Origin of the sequence: Candidatus Thiosymbion oneisti (genome assembly GCF_004359955.1) — a bacterium.
GTDB lineage: Bacteria > Pseudomonadota > Gammaproteobacteria > Chromatiales > Chromatiaceae > Thiosymbion > Thiosymbion oneisti.
Window position 1 is genome coordinate 210,116 of the sequence record NZ_SMSC01000001.1, and the last position, 20,549, is coordinate 230,664.

Annotated in this window: 13 protein-coding genes; 7 read left to right on the forward strand and 6 right to left on the reverse strand. The window is 60.8% G+C overall.

What is annotated here, in order from left to right:
* Positions 1 to 359: 359 nt before the first annotated feature.
* The 5 genes from E1958_RS00875 to E1958_RS00895 form a co-directional block, all read right to left on the reverse strand.
* Positions 360 to 3,533: a tubulin-like doman-containing protein gene (locus tag E1958_RS00875; RefSeq protein WP_133510187.1), complete on the reverse strand. Its 3,174-nt coding sequence runs from the start codon at positions 3,531 to 3,533 to the stop codon at positions 360 to 362.
* 331 nt (positions 3,534 to 3,864) lie between these two features.
* Positions 3,865 to 6,141, reverse strand: coding sequence for a vWA domain-containing protein (locus E1958_RS00880; protein ID WP_133510188.1), 2,277 nt, complete (start codon positions 6,139 to 6,141; stop codon positions 3,865 to 3,867).
* Positions 6,142 to 6,161: 20 nt separating this feature from the next.
* Positions 6,162 to 7,541 carry a hypothetical protein gene (locus tag E1958_RS00885; RefSeq protein WP_133510189.1) on the reverse strand — a complete coding sequence of 460 codons (1,380 nt, stop codon included), beginning with the start codon at positions 7,539 to 7,541 and terminating at the stop codon, positions 6,162 to 6,164.
* Positions 7,542 to 7,721: 180 nt separating this feature from the next.
* Positions 7,722 to 9,734: a hypothetical protein gene (locus tag E1958_RS00890; RefSeq protein WP_133510190.1), complete on the reverse strand. Its 2,013-nt coding sequence runs from the start codon at positions 9,732 to 9,734 to the stop codon at positions 7,722 to 7,724.
* A gap of 122 nt (positions 9,735 to 9,856) precedes the next feature.
* Positions 9,857 to 10,864 carry a CAP domain-containing protein gene (locus tag E1958_RS00895; RefSeq protein ID WP_133510191.1) on the reverse strand — a complete coding sequence of 336 codons (1,008 nt, stop codon included), beginning with the start codon at positions 10,862 to 10,864 and terminating at the stop codon, positions 9,857 to 9,859.
* A gap of 674 nt (positions 10,865 to 11,538) precedes the next feature.
* On the opposite strand from E1958_RS00895, the gene E1958_RS00900 reads away from it, so the two are divergent.
* The 4 genes from E1958_RS00900 to E1958_RS00910 all read left to right on the forward strand — a co-directional run bounded on the left by E1958_RS00900 (position 11,539) and on the right by E1958_RS00910 (position 13,672).
* Complete coding sequence (locus E1958_RS00900; RefSeq protein ID WP_133510192.1) at positions 11,539 to 11,838, forward strand: nucleotidyltransferase domain-containing protein; 300 nt, start codon at positions 11,539 to 11,541, stop codon at positions 11,836 to 11,838.
* Positions 11,835 to 12,005, forward strand: a complete 171-nt coding sequence (locus E1958_RS20000; RefSeq protein WP_165741759.1) for a hypothetical protein — start codon at positions 11,835 to 11,837, stop codon at positions 12,003 to 12,005. The genes E1958_RS00900 and E1958_RS20000 overlap by 4 nt, the downstream gene beginning before the upstream one ends.
* A 112-nt stretch (positions 12,006 to 12,117) precedes the next feature.
* Positions 12,118 to 12,756: a c-type cytochrome gene (locus E1958_RS00905; RefSeq protein WP_133510193.1), complete on the forward strand. Its 639-nt coding sequence runs from the start codon at positions 12,118 to 12,120 to the stop codon at positions 12,754 to 12,756.
* A gap of 124 nt (positions 12,757 to 12,880) precedes the next feature.
* The gene (locus E1958_RS00910; RefSeq protein WP_341534733.1) at positions 12,881 to 13,672 is read left to right on the forward strand and encodes an endonuclease/exonuclease/phosphatase family protein; all 792 of its coding nucleotides are present in this window, start codon (positions 12,881 to 12,883) and stop codon (positions 13,670 to 13,672) included.
* A 602-nt stretch (positions 13,673 to 14,274) separates the two neighbouring features.
* On the opposite strand, the gene E1958_RS00915 is transcribed toward E1958_RS00910, so the two are convergent.
* Complete coding sequence (locus E1958_RS00915) at positions 14,275 to 14,835, reverse strand: hypothetical protein (RefSeq protein WP_133510194.1); 561 nt, start codon at positions 14,833 to 14,835, stop codon at positions 14,275 to 14,277.
* Between the two features lie 722 nt (positions 14,836 to 15,557).
* Here E1958_RS00915 and E1958_RS00920 point away from each other — a divergent pair.
* The 3 genes from E1958_RS00920 to E1958_RS00930 all read left to right on the forward strand — a co-directional run bounded on the left by E1958_RS00920 (position 15,558) and on the right by E1958_RS00930 (position 20,471).
* Complete coding sequence (locus E1958_RS00920) at positions 15,558 to 16,388, forward strand: transglycosylase SLT domain-containing protein (protein ID WP_133510195.1); 831 nt, start codon at positions 15,558 to 15,560, stop codon at positions 16,386 to 16,388.
* 204 nt (positions 16,389 to 16,592) lie between these two features.
* Positions 16,593 to 18,488 (forward strand): SPOR domain-containing protein, encoded by a 1,896-nt coding sequence (locus tag E1958_RS00925; RefSeq protein ID WP_133510196.1) that lies wholly within the window; start codon positions 16,593 to 16,595, stop codon positions 18,486 to 18,488.
* Positions 18,489 to 18,932: 444 nt separating this feature from the next.
* Complete coding sequence (locus tag E1958_RS00930; RefSeq protein ID WP_243725212.1) at positions 18,933 to 20,471, forward strand: hypothetical protein; 1,539 nt, start codon at positions 18,933 to 18,935, stop codon at positions 20,469 to 20,471.
* Positions 20,472 to 20,549 lie beyond the last annotated feature (78 nt).

Sequence of the window (20,549 nt, forward strand, 5' to 3'; positions counted from 1 at the left end):
CAATGGGTTAGTTTTTAGACAGCCTCTTAGGTTAACCACATTCAATCCGCAGATTACGCAGATTTCCGCAGATGAAGAATGAAATAATCTGCGGAAATCTGCATAATCTGCGGATAAAAAGACGGCTTGTTCCCATGCTCAATCCAGCCTGGACTGCTCCATAGCCCGTGGGTGGGCCGCAAATGAGGAGAGGGTGTCGTTAAAGGCACCGATCTTCACCCTTTGATCCCCTCTCCCCAAGTCCCCTCGCTACGCTCGGGGCAAGCATATATGGCGGGTGGCGCCGTCCCTGGCTTACCCGCCCTACCCCATCCCACGGGCTAGGCTCGGATCAATGTCAACAGCCCCTAGCCCGATAGTCAGCCCTGGGTCCCGAGATAGGCACTCAGATGGTGGTTCAGGATCAGGGCCAAAAAGGCGTCCTTGCCGATCTCGGCCCCGTCAGGTCCCTCATCCAACCGCAGCTCGAACAGATCCGGCTCGGCGTCCTTGAATGCCAGGGCCATCTCCTCCAGGGTCTTGCCCGCGGCGGTCAGGGCCTCCTCCATCCAGCCCTGGATCCGGCGCAGATCGATGGCGCCGCGGATGCGGCGGCGATCATTGCGGTCCATGGCGAAGGTGACCAAGGCGCGCAGGAGGTCCTTGGGTTCCTTGTCGTCGTCCGGATCGTTCAAGAAGATCAGCCGCTTGGGGTCCTGCTCCGTGACCGGCCCGCAGACCCAGAGCTTGCCGCCGGTAGCCGCCGGTTGGCCGCGGACGACACCGGTCACCAGGGCCTTGGTAAAGGTCTCCACGGATTTGGGGTCATCCAACAGCCGGCACAGCTGGCCCGGAATCTCCGGGAAGTGGGTGTCGCGGGTCTCGACCACCTGCTTGTGTTCCATGCGCCAGGCCTCCTGATCGCAACGGAAGATGTGATAGGTCTGGGCGCGCCATTCCGGATGATCCTCGTCGCGGACCGCCAGGTATTGACTACGCATGCGCTCCATGACCCGGATCTCCTGGTAGGGGATGGCGTTGTCCACCATCAGTACCGCCAGGACATTGGGGTCCTTGAACAGGTTGATGCCCTCCGCGCCGGTAAGGTTATGGGTGATCTTGCCGGCCATGTTGGCATCGCCGGCTAAGGCGTTGTAAACGACACCGAAGGCGTTCTCGCCGTCGCGCTGGTTCCAGGTATCGCCGTGCAACAGCAGCAACTTGCGGGTGGCCGAGGTGGGGCGTTGGTCCAGGAATTCGCTGGTGACGGTCCGCAGCCGGTCGGCCAGGCCGATTACCGGATCGCGCTTCTCGTCGCGCAGCCATTTCAGATAATTGGCCATGCCCTCGAACTGGCCCACCCGCTCGGCGATACGGCGGGAGAGGTCGTCCTCCAGGGTCTTGGCGAAATCTCGGGCCACGAGCAGCTCCCGGTCTGGCCAGCCCTCCAGGGCGAGATCCTGGGGGCGTTCGCCGGGGCGCCAGGTCAGCTTGTGCAATAGGTCATCGACGAATGAACCTTCGGTCTGGGGATCCAGCAGGCATTTCCCGCGCAGGGCATCCCGATAGCCATCCATGGTGATGTCGTTCTTGAGTCCCATGGAGGCCGACCTGACCTTGGTCTGCCGGTCCAGGCGCTCGGCGATCTCGTTGCCCTCGTCGGTCGCCTCCTGGATCACACCCAGGATTGCTTTCTGCCAATGCTCCATGCCCTGGAGCCAGCTCGCGAGGTGTCCATCGGCGTCTTTGATCAGCTCCCGCATGAGCTCCACTAGGCGTTCCCGCTGCTGCCATTGGTTCACCCCGTTGACGGCGTTGAGATATTCCTCCTCGGTGTCGGCCAACTGCCCCTTCCAGCCGACCAGCCGCTTCTCCAGTGCCTCGAGCGCCACCTTGGCGTCTTTCTCCCGCCCGCGGGCACGCTCCAACCGGGCACCATCGTCGGCGGTGATCTGTTCCAGGTTCCGACGCAGCTCCGCCATCGACCCGCTGAGATTGTGGATAACCCGATTGGTACGGCCCAGCCCCTCCTCTTGGGCCCGTTGGCCTCCCAGATGTTTGCGGATGCTGGTGTCGATGGAGGTGTGGATCTGCTCCGTAATCAAAGGTTTGACCGCCGCCAGCGAGGCATTGAAGCTGTCCTTGCCGTCTCCCTCATAGTCACGTCGCCGCACCACGACCTCGGCCTGGACCCGGGTCTTGGAGTCGTCGAAACTCTCCTTGAGCTCGCGGATGGTCTCGATGTCTTCGAAGATATCGGCAAACAGGCGTCGGGCCGCGCCTTCCCTGGCCTCGCCGATAGACTGGCCGAAGACGCCCGCTGGATTGGCGAAGCCGAGCATCTCGTTGACGATATAGGAGGCCTTCATCTTGGCGGACAGGTCCCGACGCTCCTGGTCGTTGCCTGGCGCCTGCAAGATGCGGAACAGGGCGAAGAGCTCCTGGCTCAGGATCTGTTGGGCCTCCATACGTCGGTCGTCCCCCGAACCGACGCGCAGGGCCTGGGTCTGCGGATCCCTGGGGAGCAGCCCATTGGCCAGGGACAAAGCGGCGTCGAGTACGAACTGGCGCTCATAGAGGCGGATGGGCAAGAAGATCCGATGCGAGTTGAAGGAGGTCGCGGCCCCCTCCTCGGCGTTGATCCACTCACGAAAGATCTGATCGCCCGCGGTCTCGTCCAGGAGCAGATTGAATCCATCGGCGATCTCCGAGAAGTAGGATTTACGGTCGTCGTCGCTCTTGCACTCCCGGTTGTAGAAGACCAGGTTGTCGAACAGCTTGTCGGTGAGCCGGACCCGAGTCCCAGCGTCATACTCCACCGCAAAGCGGATGCCGTCTTGGTGCTCGCTGAATCGGCCGCGATATTCGTTTGCGACCGGGGCCTGAAAGCGCTCCAGCTCGCGGACCACCGCATAGGCCCGGGCGCCGTCGATATTGACATCCTGGTAGGCATCGGGCAGTACCGCCGCGCCGATGATCCGGAAGCGCAGACGCAGCTCTTCGGCCACCAGCCGGGCGAGCAGGGCGAGATCCATATAGAGCCCGGCGCCGGTGCCGCCGGCGACCGAGCCGACGATCCAGATCGGCAGCTCGCCCTGGCCGCCGGCGCACTTCTCCATCGCGTGGCGCAGCATGTTCTCCAGGCGCTGCTTATTGAGAAAAACGCCCATGCGAGCGAACTGGCGGTGCTGGCCGGCGCCGCGGACCAGGTTGTAATCCGCGGACGGCAGATTCTCCTGGAACAGATCGGCCCGGTACCAACGCGCCATCTCGGCGACCGATTGGGGGTCACGGGCGACCTTGCGGGTGAGGTCCAGGAAGGTGCCGGGCGGGTCGTCCTGGAGCTGGAGGTATTCGTTGCCGGCGATGGCCGTGGCCGATCCCTCCCCACCGAGCCGGGCGCCCTGGTTCTTGCGGTAGTCCTCCGCCTCGGTATCGATCAACCGGAACTGGAGGGTATCCGGGAGTTCGCCGGCCGTGGCATAGACCTTGTCCTTGAGGCGGGCCAAGATCTCGTCGCCGGTGCCGCCGATGCCGATATAGAGACCACGCATAGTCTTCTCCTGGTCTGTTGGGGTTGTATCCCGTACAGCAGTACCGAAATACCGACAACATGGGAATCATTTTTTTGCCGCAAATGAACGCGAATCAACGCAAATTGATTGCAATCGGCTCGCCATCATCGACGGCTCTTAATCCCGTTGCATTTATTTGCGTTCATTGGCGTTAATTTGCGGCTAAATCTTCCTTGAACAGCCTGCTCGCTCGATGTTATCGGTAGTTGAGAGCATGTGTACTGGAAACACAGGGTGCCGTTATCAGCGCCGTCAGCGAATCCGAGTGTTGTCACGTCCATGAAACCCGGCCCCCGTCGCAAGCTGTTCATCACTGGTCCGATTTGCCGAGGAACAAGATGAAATCCGCGGCCTGATTGCCCGACAGGCCGATGATATGATGCCGCGCCCTGTCCACTCCATTGTCGTTGGTTGCCTCCAGTCTTGCCTTGGTAACGCCCTTCTTCTCACCCAGGGGGCGATATCGGAGCTCGACCGCGACCTTGTTGCCAGGGCGTCTGAGGCGTTTGATCCGGAACTTCTCAATGGACCAGGTGTTCTTATCGGCGAGTGTTACCCGTTGCGGTTCCGTCTTGATTCGAACCCCCTTCAATTGCCACTCGTTGGATCCCTGGGTGGGGTTGTGGGGGGGCATGAAACTGAGCCTGGGTGCACGCTTATATTTTTTATCGCTACGCTCGATCAGCCAACGTGCCAGGAAGAACCGCCACAGCAGCATCAGACCGGCGATCAGACCCAGGAGGACACCGGCTAGGATCCAGAGGACCCGGAGGCTCTCCTTGATCCGGAGCTCGGGTCCGAGCCAGAGGTCCCCGCTCCCCGCAATGCCGAGATAGTGGATGCCGTTGCGCCAAGGATCGGGCACCGAGGGGGCGAGGTGCAGTCGGATGCCGGTGGTCCGGCGTAGCAGATCCCAGCGGATGCGGTCGAAATCCACCGGGAGGGTTGCCGTCAGCTTCGTGCCCTCGGCGATCAGATCCACCGGGCTTGAGGATGACCATTGCTCGTCACTCTCGGAGAGGTGATAGTCGATGCGTAGTCGGTTGCCGCCGGCCAGTACCCGGCCGACCGGCAGATCCGCGCCGGTATGGCCGTGGCGGAAATGCAGCTCCACCGGGACATCCACCGCCCCGCGCCACAAGACCAGCTCGCCGCCCGCGTCCGGGGTGACGAAATGGGCCTGGACCGGGGTCGCGTTATCGACCCGGAGGTTGTCCTGACTGCGATAGACCACGGACTCGGTACCATCCTGGGCCTTGGTCTTGCCGGTAAAGGTGAGCCGGTAATTGCCGGGGACATCGAAAGGCTCGGGGGCCTGGCTGATTACTTCCCTGCTGCCTTGGTCGTAGATCATGGGGACGCGGCGGGTGGGACCGTTGGGTGTCTGGAGCTCGACCGCGAAGTGCACCGGCGGCAGGTTGGCCTGGGGGACGAAGCGCCCGCCGGATCCGCGACCCTCTGGCTGGTAGCGGATGCTCTCCTCACTGTATTGCTTCACCGCCCGCACCGGGGCCGTAAGATGGGTCAACTCGTAGACGGGCAGCACATGGGCACGATAGGGCGCGTTGGCCGTGCGCAACTGGTACTTGCCGGGCGCCGGATAGGGCAGATAGATGGCGGCGGACTGCTCGCCGCGGTCGGTCAGAGTGAGACGCTTGCCGGCCGGGTCGAGGACCCGGATCTCACTGGCCGGCAGGTAGGGCCGGAAATAGTCGATGGTGAAGCTCAGCGCCTTCAGATAAGCAGGGGCCGTGTAGATGTCCCCGCTGGCAGTGGTGGCGCCTGGGGGGATCAGCTCGGACAGAACCTCCCGGATTTTTCTGACCGGGTCTTCGTGGCGATCGATCAGAAAGGCCAAGCCTTCCTGTGACTGGGCATCGCGGCTGGCCTTGCTGAGCCAATAGGCGCCCCATTTGTTATCCCAGTAATTGGATGCGTCATTGAAGCCGAAGACCAGGAACTTGGCCAGGGTGGGGTCGCGCTCGATGCGCGCGGTCCAGTCATCGATCTCGGCGCGCATTTGCGGCTCGGCTACGCCCTTGGCATATGGCGCGCCATCGGTAATCAGCACGACGATTCGGTCACGCTCCCCGGCCTTTGCGCCCGGACCCGGAGCCGGCGGATCGCCCCGGAAGAAATCCAGCTCTTGCTGTGCCAACGTAAGCGCGGCGGCGATATCGGTATCGCCGCGAAATACGACTCTGATGGGGGACAACAACGCCTGGATCCGCTCCAGGGTCTTGCTGGGGTTCTGGCCCGAGGGCACGGCCGGGATCTCTTTGCGCGACAGGGTCACCTGGGGTTTGGAAACATCGTAACGGGCATTGCGCCCACCGAATTCGATGACCGAGATGCGGTTGACATAGCCGGCCATGGCCGATTGCCACAGGTGGAAGTCAAGCTGTTTGATCGCCTCGATCCGCTTTCCGAGCTTGTCGTTCGCGGTGCCTTTCAATTTTCCCTTGCCTATCATGCTGCCGGACTGATCTATCAAGAAGATGAAATCGGTCCCCGCTGCCGTCATGGCCGCCCCTACCATCGGGCAGGCGGACACTAGGGCGATAAAGAGCAAGGCAGGCAATCGCATGGTCTGTCCCCTGGCGAGGTTCACGCTGGTGCGCGCTCGGCCACAAATGCTTGGTAGGCGCTGCCGATGGTCGGTGCCGCCTGTGGATTGGTCAGCTGGGTCTTGATCTGCTCCACGGGCCGGCTCAGTGATTCTACCTGATGCAGCTCCTCCAGGTATTCAGGGGCGCCGTCCGTCTCCAGCAGGCGTGCATGCAGCAGCGCAAAGCGGTCGATCTGTTCCAGGATCCGACCATAGCTGTCGCGCAGGGCGGCGAGGTCTTGGGGGCGATCCGCTTCGGCCTCGATATACATGCGGCCCTCGTGTGACTCGGACCAGGCATCGATCAGGGCGACCCAGCACCGGCTCTGCCGCGCCTGCGGGAGGTCCCAATGGAGATGGGGGGCGGCCTGGTCTATACACTCGATCCAGCGTCGCAGCAACGCTTGAAACCCGGCCCAGGGCCCGGCGTCGGTATGAAAACCGGTAAAACGCCGGTTGAACCGCTTGTTGAAGTCATTCCATGCGACCTCCAGCTCATCCCAGGCGACGATCCCCTCTATCCGTTGCTCGATGGCCCGGTGCCAGCCACGGACATCGCGGACCGGCGGCGGCAGGTAGCCGAGCTTGCGCTTGGCCGCTTCCAGGGCCGGTCGCAGGGCCCGGTCCCAGGGGTCCTGGCGCTGGAAATCCCGGATGTAACGCTCCACATCGCTAGCCACATCGACCATTTTTATAGTACGCGCGTCGATCAGGCCGGTCCTGATCAGGTCCTCCAGCTCCTGTTCCAGCTGCGCGACCTGGGTTGCGGGGTCCGCGAGCCGGGCCTGGATGCGCTGATGCTCGTGGCGCAGGCGTTCGGAGATCTGCTCCACCGGTGAGGGCTCGCTACCCCAGAGGCGGGTGCGACTATCCGCGGGGAGAGATTCCCACAAACGTCGAACAGGGTAGTAGTTATGGGGTGATTGTATCAAGTGGCGCAGCAGACGGGCATAGAGGGGCTCATCGACATTTTTCGGCGGGGTATCGATGTCGGCGGCGGCCCTGGGGTCCGAGAAACAGGCCAGGATCGATCTCAGAGATGTCTCTTGCGGGAACCAACGCGCCAGGATGGCGAGGTCCTGCCTGTAGTCGCCGTCGGTCGTACCGCGCACCAGCCGCAGATAACGGGCCCTGGGTTCTTGGTGCCGCATCAACACATCGCTGAGCTCACGGTAGAGCGCGAGCCAGGAGTCATCGGGTGCCCGCTCACGGCGCAACCGGCTGGCACGCATGGTGGCAAGCAGCTCGCGTCGCTGCCCGAGATCCAGGTAGGCATCCAGGTCCGGGGCCGATAACTCCGCCTCCGCCGCCTGCCAATCGCCCTCGATGCAGGCCCGATGGATTCTCAACCCTCTGCGGATAGGCTCGATGGTTTCCAACCACCGATTCACGTCTACCGGATGGAGCTGCGGCAGACTAAGAGCCTGTCTAAAAATTAAGATACTGATTTTAGGGCATAAAATCTGTAAATTTCGCACTCGTTCCCACGCTCCAGCGTGGGAACGTCGTCTTGTCCGCTCCAGCGGACTCAGCGCCTCTGTGCTAATAGGCGTTGGCTGTTAGCCTACCGAGGTGCTTAATCGACGCTGGAGCGTCGGGATCTGCTCCCACGCTGGAGCGTGGGGAGCCAGCCGAAACAATGTATTAGTTTTTAGACAGCCTCTAAGTCCTTCAGTCAAGTCTATGACCTGCTTCTCCAGCGGCTTCAATGCCGCTGCGTCCAGCGGTGGGTAGTAGGAGGCCCGCGATTGCAGCCCTTCGATTTCACGCTCGGCACGCCGGACGATTCGATCCCGCAGTTCCTGCCGGATGCGTTCGAGCTCGGCCCGGTCGCTTCCGTTCAGCAAGGCATCAGTGGGGGGTTGCTCCCCCAGCAGGCCCAGCAGGGTCCGGGTGAATCTGGTGAAGCCCTGCTCGCGACCGTCGCCCCCGGCCCGTCGGTGCAGCGCCGCAACGAAATCTCGGCCCCGGAGGCTCTGCTCGTAGAATATGCGGGTCTCGAGACCCGCCCGGTCGAGGTCGGTTTTCGCGATCTGCTCGAGCTTGCCCCGCTTGATCGCCATCTGAATGTGATCGTCATGGATGGATTGCCGCACCTCTTCCCTCAGCTTGTCCGCACCGGGAGAAGCACATTGCCCGAGGGTTTCCAATGCGTTCCGGGGGTCGCCGTCGCGGAGCTCTTGCCGGGCGCGAGCCAGCAGCGGGAGCTCGCCCTTGAGGAGATCGAGTCGCTTGCGATACTCGGCATATCCGGGTGAGCTTCCCCATTGGTCGCCTAGCGATTCGAGGTCGCGGCTCAATCGATCCAGCCGACCATCGTGTAGGGTTCCCGTGTCGCCGTCCTCCCACCAGGTGCGCAAGTCGCTATCGATAGATGCCAATCTGGCGGCATCCTCAGTAAACTGCCGTTGCGCTTCGACCGCGAATCCGGCGAGCTGCGGTAGCTGCGGGTGGGCGTCGCGGGCGGCCAGCAGGGAACGCTGGTCCCGGAATTGGTCCCGCAGCGCCTGCAGCCAGCCGGATACCTGTTCTTCCAGCTGCCCGCGCAGCAGCCCCTCGGCCTTGTCCCATGCAGGTGCTTCCGGGAGCGGCCCGAGGGAATCCGGCCATTGCCTGCGCAGATCCCTTATGTGCTCCAGTAATTCCGGCGCCGGCAGGTCCCGCGCTGCGCACAGGCTCTCCCGTGCATCTGTGCTGAGTCTGTGCAGAGCCTTCCGCCAGGCATCCAGATCCTGCTGCGCGCCCCATTTCTCCAGCCCTGTGCGTACCGCTTCGATTTGCGCCAAGGTGGTTGCAGGTTCGGTGTCGATGCGCTCCGGTGGGGACCAGGGAAACCGGGGATCGGCACAGAACTGGTAGGTGGAAATCAACCCCAGTAATGCATCGAAATGCCGTTTCCAATGATGGTACGACCTCGCTTGAGCCAAGGCCATGTTGATGCGATCGATCTGCGCTTGCGATTGGGCGGTCTCCTGTATCGAAGCCGCACAGGTCTCGACCTGGGTCCAGCGCTCCGCCGTTCGTTCCTTTTCCGCCCGGTCGAGGGTGTCCTGCAGGGCGAACAGCGCGGATTCCGCGACCCAATTCTTCAGCGTCACGGCGTCCGGCGGCGTTGTCATCCCTTCGAGTTGCTTCAGGACTTGTGCGAGGAACTCACGATGCTTGGTCAAGAACCGCCTGCGGGCATCCTGCCGAGTGCTACGGAGCCGATTCCCGAAGATATTGATCAGGGCCTTGGTGAAGGCGACGGCGTCGGTAGGATCTCCCGGCTTTGCGACAATGGCCTCTAGCTCCTTCTGCCACGCCTCGTCGTCCGGGTTGGTTAGCTCACGATAGCGTCTTGATAGGTCCGGCCCGGAGACGTCGCGGCCAAATTTGGCACGCATGCTGGAAAGCCTCCAGGCAAGGTCGCCCTCGGGTATCGGGAGTCGATAAAGGATCTCCAATGCACTGGGGTAGCGGCGGTCATGGCGGTTGTTCAGGATACGAGCGAGACAGTCCAGCGTCTGCGCAGGGTCGGACTCGAAGTGGCAGTCTATTTCCCGCATCCGGCGTTCAAGCGCTGCGTCCATCGATCAGCTCTCACCCTGACACCGCAATGGGATCACCGCCAGAGGGGCGCCGCAATCCGAAGCCTCGATAAGGTAGCAGGTCGTTTTACAGGACAAGCCCAGGGGTCCCTGCATTCACATCGCTACCGAACCCGCACATAGGGCCCTGGAATCACACTGAAGATGCCGGCGCTATCCGACGGCACCTGGATGCTCAAGCCATAGAGACCGGGTGGACCCACGAGTTGCAGCTTTCCTTCGGCAACTCTGCCTTGATTCGTGAGCTTGCCGGGCATAGCGTTCGGTACCGCTCGGTCGGTCCGTAGATCGGTCTGGACGATCGCGGTCGGCAATGGCTGCCCGGGTTCGACGATCAGGCGGAGGAAGATGTGGGTACCGGCATCGGCCTCCTCCGGAATCGGTGTCTCGGCGTGGGCGTAGGACTGGGAGAACAGCTGGGTGCACTTGCGTATGGTGTTGGGTTGCGTATGCGGATCAGGTGCATCCCAACAGCCGACACCCAGGTGGGTATTCTCCTGAGCGAGGATATTACGGCGGTGGCCCAGGCTGTTCATCCACTGGGTATTGAACCGGCTCGCAAGCTCAGGTACCGGGATCGGGGTGGAGCTGTACAGGGCGACGTTCTCCCGCGTCAGTCCGAATAGGGTGCGATGGAGCTTGGCGACGCGCTGGGCCGGACCGTCACCATCCGGTGACACGTGGGCATGATAGTCCCGGTCCACCATATCCTTGCTGTGGCGTATCGCGATCTTCGCGAGCTTCGGGTCTTCTGCCAATGCGGTGAGCTGGCGCCCGGTGCGTTCCTGGTTCGTGAGGGTGAAGATGTCAGTATCCAGGGCTGTCATATCGAGCGTGCCGGCGATCGGATCGGTCCAGCGTGTGGGCGTATGGGGAGTGCTGAGGCTCGCTGGAATAGGTGGGGGCTTGATTGGTACCGCTGGCGGCGGAGTAATCAAAGCCAGGTCCGGGCGAGGTGGTCCGGTATCTACTTGCGGGCGAGAGATGCCGAGGGCGTAGTGCAGGAACATGAGCACCGGTGGACGCGCTAAGTAGAAGATCACCAGGGCCCCGAGCAGCAAGAGCATCAAGCCGAAAAGGTCGGACTGTTTTCTTGAGTCTGTTTCGGACATCGCAAAGGATTCCTGCAGGATCGTGATAAATGCCACCCCAACTCCGTGGGACCGACACGAAAGTATTCAATGATACATTTCCCCGGAAAGGAGTAAAGGCATACGGGACCTGACATCAGGGCGAGCGCGTATAAATCCTCCCGAAAACATGATCTTGTAGGTTGAGCAAGGGCCGTAAGATGTGGTGAGCGCAGCGAACCGCATCTTTGGACGGTGTGCCGTGCCCAACGAAATGTTGATGTTGGGCACGCCGGATCGTCCCTGATCCGGCTTTGCCCAACCTACGAACCGGCAGGATGCCGGCGTTCCCGGCTTTGCCCAATCGACACGGCTGGTAGTAACTTGTTAATCAAAAAGAAATTTATACGCGCCCGCCCTGGACCTGACATAGCCGCTGGTCGCTAGGCTCGCTTGCCTGGCCTGCTGCAACCCCAGGGGGCCGGTCTAACCTGCTACCTGCCGGCGGGCAGAGGTAGACACCAAGCAGGCAGGTCCGTCAAAGCTATGTTTTCAGGGGAATTTATACGCGTTTGCCCGGTAGGGCCACCGGTAATAATCGCTGTTGAGACATAAGGTTGATATCGAAGGCATCTGACCGCATCAGGATCGGCCCTGCCGGTATACTGAAACCTGCCGCTGTCGGATTTCCTCTTGTTAAGCTACTTGTTGGCAGGATGCGCCTGACCCGAGACCAGATCGCCGCTATCCGGCAAGCCGCGGAGGAGAGCTTTGGTGAAGGCTCCCAGGTTTGGCTCTTCGGCTCGCGGGTGGATGACCGGTGTCGCGGGGGCGATATCGACCTGTTGGTTCGGCCCGCGCAAGCTGCTTGTGCCCCGGATCTCAAGCGCAAGGTCCGCTTTTTGGGCAGGCTGGAAAGGTCGCTGGGGGAGCGCAGGATCGACGTGCTCATAGAGACCGCAGGTGATCGCCGTCCCATCGTTCGGTTGGCGCACGAAACCGGGGTGAGGTTATGAAGGCTACCGCGGAGATTCTCGCCCTCAGGCAGATCCTGGCCCTCTGTCGGGGGCATGATGAGGTACTGAACGATGTCCTATATGATCTCTCCCGACGCAGGCTGGACACCCAAGCGCTCGAGCATCCGGGCAAGGAGGACCGTCGCCTCTTGGACCAGTTTGCTTAAAGGTCGATTTGACCAATATGCGGATATTCTGATATACATCCGCGTGTTTTCCGCAGAGGGCGACCGGGCGTTGCCGCGACAATTTACGAGCAAGAAGCGGGCGATACATACCATGAAGACTTGGCTGATTTCGATTTCGGTTGCAACGGCGCTCATTTCCAGCGGTACCCAGGCAGCGGGCGAGGCCGCGGCAGGTGACGCTACGGCGGGCAAGGCCAAGGTGGCGGCTTGTATGGCCTGTCACGGCCCGAACGGAAACGCCTTGGTTCCGACCTGGCCCAAGCTCGCCGGACAGCATGCCCAATATATCTATAAGCAGCTGATGGATTTCAAGAGCGGTGCCCGGGCAAACGCCCAGATGGGTCCCCAGATGATCCCCCTCAGTGAACAGGACTTTCGGGACATCGCTGCCTATTACTCCACCCAGCAGCAGACGCCGGGGACCACGGATCCCGCAGCGGCGGAGCTGGGCGAGCGCATCTATCGCGGCGGTAACCCGGCCACTGGAGTTACTGCCTGCACCGGCTGTCACGGCCCGGCCGGCGCCGGTCTGGGAGCGGCCAAATTCCCGCGCGTCGCCGGACAGCACGCCCAGTATCTCGACTCGACCCTCAAGGGCTTTCGTACCGGGGCCCGTGCCAACGACCCGAACGGGATGATGAGAGATGTGGCCAGCCGTATGAGCGACGAGGAAATCGCCGCTGTGTCCCAGTTCATACAGGGCCTCACCGACTGGCCGACCACCGACTAGCTGACCGGTGTGCAGCAGGGCATTCGCAAAGGGGCCCCTATGGGTGCCTGACCGCGTAGGGGGTTGGGAACCGCCTGCTTTTGCGCTAGGCTGATGGCATGTCGGTCCTATGTGGACCCTACCCATGCCGGTCCCAGACCGCCGGGTCAGCATGCAGCAGCTGCATCTGCTCAGCTACAATATCCAGGCAGGTATCTCTACCCGTCAGTACAGCGAGTATCTGACCAAAAGCTGGAAGCATGTACTGCCGCACCGCGAGCATCTGCCCAACCTGAGCCGCATCGCGTCCATACTGCACGAGTATGATTTCGTCGGTCTGCAGGAGGTGGACGCCGGCAGTCTGCGTAGCGGTTTCGTCGACCAAACCGAGTATCTGGCCTATCACGCCCAATTTCCCTATTGGTATAAGCAGGTCAATCGAAACCTGGGAAGGCTTGCACGGCACAGCAACGGCGTCCTGAGTCGGGTGCGTCCGTCCGCAATAACCAAGTACAAGCTTCCGGGATTTCCGGGACGGGGGGTGGTGGTCGTGGAGTTGGAAACTACCGACGAGTCCGTCCTAGCCGTCTGTATCCTCCACCTGGCCCTCGGACGGAGGGCCCGCCGCCGCCAGCTCGACTATCTTCGGGAATTGGCCGCCCACTACCCCTATGTGGTCATGATGGGGGACTTCAATTGCGATTGCGACTCCCGTGCGTTCAAGGATCTAGTGGCGAATACGGACCTCCGCGGGCTCGACTGTGAGTTCAAGACCTTTCCCAGCTGGTACCCGCGGCGCAACCTGGATCATATCCTCGCCTCCGGGAACCTGCGTATCATCGGGGTAGGGGTGCGGGTCCTCGACCATTCGCTTTCCGACCATTTACCCGTGAGTATGAAGGTTGCCCTCCCTAAGGGGGTCCAACTTGCCACCTGAGCTTTCTTAAGAGCCTGTCTGGCTTACACGTTCGTAGCGAGGGAGCGAAGGGGCGAGGCAGATTTTGCGCTCGATTGGGGCGCAAGCTTAAGAGGCTGTCTAAAAACTAACCTATTGATTTTCTACTGGCATTGATTTTCGGCTGGCTCCCCAGGCTCCAGCGTGGGAGCAGACCTGGTCCCGACGGAGGAGGGATCTGACGCTCCAGCGTCGATTAAGCGCCTCGGTAGGCTAACCGCCAACGCCTATTAGCACCGAGGAGCTGAGTCCGCTGGAGCGGACAAGATGGCGTTCCCACCTGTCTGCGTGCGGCACACACAGGCAGGCGCTGGAGCGTGGGAACGAGCGCGAAAGCCTATTTAATGAGGTAGTGGTTAAGATTTAAGTGTAAACATAGCCAATAGCCGTGGGTTGGGCAGGCCATGCGCTGCATCCCCTCTCCCGGTGGGAGAGGGGCGAAGCTCGTAGGTTGGGCAAAGCCGCCAGGGACGGTGGCGTACCCAACAAATCATTTAAATATTAACCACTACCTTTAACGAAACCGAGCGGGAAATCTGACCGGCTTCTTCGATTCCGTAGTAGAACAGCCGTATGCCAGACTCTCAGTCGTCCTGAATGTAGAAATGCTGCCATTTGCATCCGCTGGAGCCTTCGAGCAGCCCCATCAGCGCCAGCGTAGGCGTGGCCTCTCCGGGAAAGACCTCCTCGACTCGGATGAATAGGCGTCCAAATCCCGCCTGCCCTTTCCAGTCATAGCCCCAAGGCGGGCTCGCCTCACCGCAGGCGGGGCAGGTGATTTGCACCCCAGCGTTATCCCGATCGGACAAGGCTTCCCGCCAACTCCGCAATCGGCCGCGGCAGCTGCGGCATCGCGGCGGGCGGGTATTACGGCCGCTCAAGAATACCGGCTGCCGGAAAGGACCGGTGAACCGGATATGGCAGAAGGGAGCCTCGCCTATGGGTGAGGGTTCGATCCGGACCGAGCAACCCGCAAAGATCACCAGCTGCAGGAAGCGCTCGCCGACGGCGAATGCCTGGTTGCGGCCTTCCAGTGGAGTCCCCAGAAGACCGGCTTCGGATAGTGTAGCCGTCAGGGGCGCCCGTTCCGGGAGCAGAAATGGGTCTTGCGGACTCAGTAGGAGACGGCCAGTGTGTGCGGACATACTGCGCGAAGAGATGATCAAACGGCCCGAATTCTAACAAAACCACCGGATGCGGCCAGGGTGGTCCTGGCGCCGCCTAGGGTGGGCGCGTATAAAATTTTCATAATCAATGATTCCAATTGGTTGTAGATCAAATATGATAATAAAGTTTAAATATAACTTATTGATTCATAAAGACACGCTCTCGTCCTGTGGCACCGCCCCAGGGCACCGAGTAATAAATCTATTAAAATCAATAAGTTAAAGCCGTTATAAATTAAACCTAACAGTAAGATTTAATTTTAAGTTATTGATTTAATAGGTCATTCGGTTGTTCTGGGGCGCCGTCCCGGACGAATGTGTATAAATCCTTTTAAATGTTAAGATAGGTGATTACATGAGCTAATATTTCCGGTCTCTTGTGCGTTGCATCAATACCGTTTTTGACCGAAAATACACTTTAGTTCGTGTGGCTGGAGGAAGCGCTGACCTGTGGGATCATCCTATGGTTGGCGTCAAGGCTCCTTAAGATTTAAGGATATGGAGGTATCAAAGGGTATCGCAGACAGGGCCGTTACTGTTTATCTACCGCGCGAGAATGGAAGATATGGACGCACTTCGAAAAGGGTGGACAAAAGCACGGATAAAGGCTAACAACCCCTTCGGGGCAAACCGTGAAAAGTGCTGCGCGTTTCCCTTGGCCCCCGAAGGCGAGTGATTGAGGTTGTCGGGGCATCGAAGATATGCAAACACAACATACAACAAAAGTCGCCTTTCTGACCCTATTGCTGACCGTTCTCGCATTTTCCTGCGTCGCCGCCAATCAAGGGCCGTCGTTTGAGCAGATCTATGCTTCCAACGACAAGCACGAGCTTACGGCCTGGGGGCACCGTTATGCGCGGGGTGTCGGTGTGGCTAAGGATACCCATAAAGCTATTAAGCTCTTCTGCAAGTCCGCTCGTAAAGGAGACATGGACGCCAAGTTCGAGCTCGGCCAGCTCTACGCGTTTGGACAGGGCATAGAACGCGACTGGGAGCTCGCCACCGCTTGGTACCGGGAGGCGGTCAAGGACAAGAGCCGCAAGGCCCAGGCGATGCTCGAGATCCTCAAGATGCAGGACAGGCCCCAGCGTGCGGTATCCTGTCCATTGCCCACCGATATGCAGGTTGCCGACCATATCCCCCCCTTCTCTGTTTCCAAAGAAATCGACCGTATGGTGCGTTCCATGGCACCGCAGTATCGACTGGATCCGAACCTGGTGTTCGCCGTGATCGAAGCCGAGTCCGGCTTCAACCCCCAGGCACTCTCCTCCAGGAACGCCCGGGGCCTGATGCAGCTGATCCCAGCGACGGCAAAACGTTTCGGGGTCCGGGATATCTGGGACCCGGAGCAGAACTTGAAGGGAGGTATGGCCTATCTGCGTTGGCTACTCGACCATTTCGATGGCGATGTGAAGCTGGCGTTGGCCGGCTACAATGCCGGCGAAAGGGTCGTGGAGCGTTATCAGGGCATCCCTCCGTATGCGGAGACCCAGGCCTATGTCAAGCGCATCATCAAACGCATCGGTGGTTAAAGTCCGGCCAGTCGTCCGTTCTGCGGCTTGGGTCATCAGCGATGCAGGATGACCAAATCCGCGCGGGCGCGATTGCCCGCCGAGCGGTGGGCTCGCCGCCCCGGAATAATCTGCCCTTCATCGCTTTGGTAACATGGGAATTGGCTCACTGGTCTTAAGCTTGCCGTAACCCTGTCGCCAACCGAACCTGAGGAAAATCGAACGGTGAAAAACGCGAACCAACCCCACAAACGGCAAGCACCGAATGGAGACCCCTCCGCTGCCAAGGCGCAGCCGAGCGGGCCCGAACGGCAGAAGGCTGAGCAGTCCAAGCGTTCCCAGACGACAGGATCGAAAAAACAGCCTGTAGATCGAGCCGGCCTGTCCGATGAGCTCGAGGATTACCGCACCCAGCTGCGCGATTATGAGAAGGTGCTGGTGGAACGCATCGCGGACGTGGACGACGATTTTCGGACAACCACGTCCCGACTCCAACGGGTCCAGCAGACCCAGCACGATGCGCTCGATAAGCGTTTGCAGCGCCACGCCCGGCTCCTGGGCGGGCTGATGCTGTTCGCGGTCCTCTTCGCTATCGCCCTCTTCCTGGTCTATCGTCAGCTTGCATTGGAGTCATCTCGGGTCGCCACAGAGGTTTCTGAAATTCACCAAGGGCTCGCGAGCCTTTCCGAGGGGCAAAGGAGCCAGGGCCAGGTGCGGGAAAGGCCCGATCAGGTGACCACGCAAGTCGCAGAGGTTAGGGCCGCGTCGGAGGGACCGGATAAGGGTGAAGAGCCGGCCGCACAGGCGTCCTTTGCCACCGAGCGGACCCCTGGTGAGCAGGCCGAAGGCCGCCTCGCAGTGGAAACACGACGCCCCGATGCAGCGCGGAGGGACCGCGCCCAAGACTCGGCGACCCCCCAGCTCACGGATGCCGGTCCGGCCACGCCCAAGGTTGCCGCGCAAGTCGCAGAGGTTAGGGCCGCGTCGGAGGGACCGGATAAGGATGAAAAGCCGGCCGCACAGGCGTCTTTTGCCACCGAGCGGACCCCTGGTGAACAGGCCGAAGGCCGCCTCGCGGTGGAAACACGACGCTCCGATGCAGCGCGGAGGGACCGCGCCCAAGATCCGGCGGCCCCCCGGTTCGCGGATGCCGGTCCGGTCACGCCCAAGGTTGCCGCAATGTCCACCACGGATGGGGCTGATGGTACGGAGAATGCCGGCAGCGCGCCGGAGAAGCCTGAGGGAAGTCCGCCGGCGATGGAAACCTTGGGGGTAAAGCGTCCGGAGGCCATAGGCAGCAATCTTTCCGTGGCTGCCGGGACCGACGCCAGTGCCTCGGACCTCGGGCAAACCCATGTTGTCTCGGAGAACGGCTATGGCCTCCAGCTGATCGGCTTCTTCAACCACAGGACACTGGATAAGTTTGCGGCCCGGAAGGGATTACCCGCGCGGGTCTATGTTATTCGCGAGACCTATCGGGGACGTTCCTGGCATACGATCATCCATAGCCTGCACCCGGACTATGACGCGGCTAAGGAGGAGCTGTCTCGACTGCCAGCAGATCTGGTGGCACTCAAGCCCTGGATACGCGCCCTGCAGAAAGGGGCCAAGCTACAGGTTATCGAGACAGGATTGGAGTCATCTGCGGCCACGCCCGAGGTTGCTCCAACATCCACTCCGGATGTGTCTGATGGTACGGAGAATGCCGGAAATGGCGAGGAAAGCTCGCCGCTAGTGGAAGCTGCAAAGGTGAAGAGTCCGGGGGCCATGGGGAGCGATGTTCCCGCGGCTGCCGAGACCGACGCCGGTGCCTCGGGCCTCGAGAAAACCCATGTTGTCTCAGCGGGCGGCTACGGCCTCCAGCTCATCGGCTTCTTCAACCGCAGGGCACTGGATAGGTTTACGGCCCAAAAGGGATTATTACCCGCGCGGGTCTATGTTATTCGCGAGACCCATCAGAGGCGTCCCTGGCATTCGATCATCCACAGTCTCCACCCGGACTCTGCCGCGGCTAAGGAGGAACTGTCTCGACTGCCGCCAGATCTGGCGGCACTCAAGCCCTTGGTACGCCCCCTGCGGGTAGGGACCAAGCTACAGGTTGTCGAGACAGGGGTAGAGTGATTGCCGGCAGTCGCAGCAATCCTGAATGATTTGGCGTTGTCTGGAGGGAAAAGATCCCTCCTACGTCGGGACAAGGTTTGACGTGTTGCGTTCGATGCCCAAAAGCTCGCTGATCGTCCGCTAGGGGGTGTTCTCAATTAACAAACGATCTAATCCTCGCTATCTCGAACCACGGATAGACACGGATCGACACGGATGGAGACAAATCCGTGTCGATCCGTGTTCATCTGTGGTTCTCTTTCCGGTTGTTATCTGCACCAACCAATGGTTTTCACAGGCTAGATGGCCGCAACATCCCAGCCGTCCGCACCGCGGACCCGACACATAATCAGCGTGTAGGTTGGGTTAGGCGCGCTGTCCGATCTCGAAGTACAGCAACAAGGCCAAACGCACCGTAACCCAACACGACGCGAGGATCCATTTTAGCCAGACAGGCTTCGAGCCGTGAAGAATCCAGTTTTCTTGTCTCTCCTGTTTGCCGTCGGCCTGGTAGGGACCGGTTTATCCCCAGCGGACATACCGGCCACTCCGGTGATGACGCTCTACAAGTTCAACGGCAAGCGGGACCTGCCCTATTACGAGATCGAGTCGTTTCGCAAGCAGGGGCCATCCTCACCGGCAGGGACGTTGGCTCAGGGGACCTCGCTCATCCCCTGTTTGGTCATCCGCGACGGTCAAGCCTTGACCGACGAGAAGGGTACCCCCTATGTGGGATTCCGGATCCTCGTGGATCCCCGCAGGGCCGTGCCGACCGCGACGGACAAGTTCAAACGCGCCTTTGCGCAGCGCAAGTCGATGCGCGTTGCAAACCATCACTGCGACGGTCGGGTCAGACATGTGATCAGGGTGCGGCAGCTGTATGCCCTGAACAAGGCGCCTTTCTTCGATCCTCCAGGCTCGGGACGGACCGGCCGCATACAGGGGGCCCGCAATAAGCTGGACGAAATCATTCGCACCTTTCACGACTCGTCCCACTGCGCCGATGCAAACCGCAAGCTCAGCGGACGCCGGCAGGCCCTGAACAGTGCCTGGGGCCGATTCATCGCCGACCATCGGAATCAATGGTCGGAGCAGACCATAGCTCAGGCCAAGCACCTGGATTACACCATGCGCACGGCCATTTACGAGGGGCACCTGGATCGGGGCTGCAATACCTATGGTGCCTGCGAGCGCAACATCATCGCCTTGTCCATCCGCAACCGGGGCCGGGCCGAGTCCTGCCTGAAACGCCAAGGTTGCCGATTTCCGGGAGATTACCAGGGAGTTTCCTCCAAGGTGTCTCAGTACAACATCTGGGACGAGTATCTGACCCAGATCTCCGGCCTTACCTCCTGCTTCCTGCGCTCGGACCTGAGCAGCGGCAAGGGCGCCGATTATTACGCCAAGATTCGCGCCATGTACGAGCAGAACCTGGGCGATGTCCAGCGCATCCTCTTCGGTAATGATCGGGACTTGCAGGCCATCTTTCACCAGGCGTCCTTGAGTGATGTCAAAGCACTCCGCCACTACTATCACGCCCCGGCCATGGGCAAGTGCTTTCCCAACTACCAGCGGGTCGAGTACATGTCGGGCGCAGTGGCGAGAAAAGGAACGGATTTCGCCCTGATCGCCAACACCCGGATCCAGGTCGGTAACCAAGGCAAAAACGGCTACAGATTCCGGGAGTTTCTATTCGAAGAGGCGTCCGAGAAGGACCTGATCCGTATCCTCGACAACTATCCGGGCTTCGAGGTGGATGCCCGCAAGGTCTCTCTGAAATCCCCCTCCGCCTGCCCCCCCTACGGGATTCCCCGCGGCTGTAACCATCGCAGCGTTGGCCGCTACCGCCGTACCCCACCCTGGCTCGAATCCGGCAAGGCCCTGGGGCTCCAGTGCAAGATCCGTGATCGTGGAACGAATTGCCGCGGCAGGGAAAATCTGAAGGCCGTCACCGTGGGCGGTACCTGCGATACCCAGATGCGGCCGGTGACACGGGTGCACTAGCACCGACGCAATCCGGCCGCAGCCGGAAGCTAGTACCGAAGTACCGATAACATGGGAACCGTTTTTTTGCCGCAAATG

Coding starts and splice junctions, on each gene's coding strand:
- E1958_RS00915 (WP_133510194.1), bottom strand. CDS start 14,835: ATGTCCGCACACACTGGCCGTCTCCTACTGAGTCCGCAAGACCCATTT.
- E1958_RS00900 (WP_133510192.1), top strand. CDS start 11,539: ATGCGCCTGACCCGAGACCAGATCGCCGCTATCCGGCAAGCCGCGGAG.
- E1958_RS20000 (WP_165741759.1), top strand. CDS start 11,835: ATGAAGGCTACCGCGGAGATTCTCGCCCTCAGGCAGATCCTGGCCCTC.
- E1958_RS00875 (WP_133510187.1), bottom strand. CDS start 3,533: ATGCGTGGTCTCTATATCGGCATCGGCGGCACCGGCGACGAGATCTTG.
- E1958_RS00920 (WP_133510195.1), top strand. CDS start 15,558: ATGCAAACACAACATACAACAAAAGTCGCCTTTCTGACCCTATTGCTG.
- E1958_RS00910 (WP_341534733.1), top strand. CDS start 12,881: ATGCCGGTCCCAGACCGCCGGGTCAGCATGCAGCAGCTGCATCTGCTC.
- E1958_RS00895 (WP_133510191.1), bottom strand. CDS start 10,864: ATGTCCGAAACAGACTCAAGAAAACAGTCCGACCTTTTCGGCTTGATG.
- E1958_RS00890 (WP_133510190.1), bottom strand. CDS start 9,734: ATGGACGCAGCGCTTGAACGCCGGATGCGGGAAATAGACTGCCACTTC.
- E1958_RS00880 (WP_133510188.1), bottom strand. CDS start 6,141: ATGCGATTGCCTGCCTTGCTCTTTATCGCCCTAGTGTCCGCCTGCCCG.
- E1958_RS00905 (WP_133510193.1), top strand. CDS start 12,118: ATGAAGACTTGGCTGATTTCGATTTCGGTTGCAACGGCGCTCATTTCC.